1 protein-coding gene is annotated in these 1,162 nt (G+C 62.7%); it reads left to right on the forward strand.

Annotated elements, in window-relative coordinates; genetic code table 11:
* Positions 1–1,162 (forward strand): type VI secretion system tip protein TssI/VgrG (gene tssI / locus CAF79_RS28590; RefSeq protein ID WP_139832644.1); only part of this gene is annotated, 1,162 nt, incomplete at both ends.

Genomic DNA, 1,162 nt, shown 5'->3' on the forward strand with positions numbered 1-1,162 from the left:
TGGTCGAGAGTCGCTTTACCGCCGATTTCACTCCGGTGCTGGAGGATTACCGCTATCCGCTGTTGATCGAGAACGAAAGACGCGGCAAGCAGCTCGCACGGCAGGCGCTTGAGCGCTCTCGCGCCGACTATGAGCTGGGTGAAGGAGAGAGCGATCAAGCCAACCTGCGCAGCGGCCATCTCTTTGAACTGGCCGAACACCCGCGCCAACACTGCAACGACCTGTGGCTGTTGCTCAGCGTTTCCCACGAGGGGCGTCAGCCTCAGGTGCTTGAAGAATCGGTCACCAGCGATGCGAAAGACACCGACGGTTTCACCCAGGGTTATCGCAATACCTTCAGCGTCATCCCTGCCGAGGTGGTGTTCCGGCCACCGCTGCCGGCACCTCGTCGTCCGCTGGTCAGTCAGACCGCCCGAGTCACCGGGCCGGTCGGCGAAGAGATCTATTGCGATGAGTTTGGCCGGGTGAAGTGCGAGTTCCCATGGGACCGCGCCGAACTCGACAGTGAGCGCAGCAGTTGCTGGCTACGGGTTTCGTCGAGTTGGGCCGGTGAAGGTTTCGGCTCGGTGACGATCCCGCGCATCGGCATGGAAGTGCTGGTGACCTTTCTGGAGGGTGATCCGGATCAGCCGCTGATTACCGGGTGCGTGGCCAACAAAGTCACCTCGGTGCCCTACACCCTGCCTGAGCACAAGAGCAAAACCGTGCTGCGCAGCCACAGTTCGCCACACACCGGCGGCTACAACGAACTGATGATCGAAGACCGTGCCGGGCAGGAAAAAATCTACCTGCGGGCCGAGCGCGACTTCGAACAACTGATCCTCAATGACAGCCACAGCCAGATCCGGCGCGACCGTTTCCAGCAGGTGGACAACCAGAGCACCAGCCTGATCAAGGCGGATGAACGACACACCACCGACGGAACGCGCCATACGGTCATCGGCACCGACGATCTGCTCAGCATCAGCGGCAACAGCAGCACCACGGCGGACGGCACGCTGGTCATCCAGGCCGGCCCCCATGCGCGGGTCACCGCCAGCCAGGTGGTGATCGATGCCGGGACCAGCCTGACGCTGACGGCGGGCGGGCATCACATCGTGATCAATTCGGGCGGGATCTTCAGCAGCGTGGCGATTGTCGAGGGTGGTGCGCCGGTGGCGGG

Source organism: Pseudomonas sp. B26(2017), from assembly GCF_002113045.1.
Lineage (GTDB): Bacteria > Pseudomonadota > Gammaproteobacteria > Pseudomonadales > Pseudomonadaceae > Aquipseudomonas.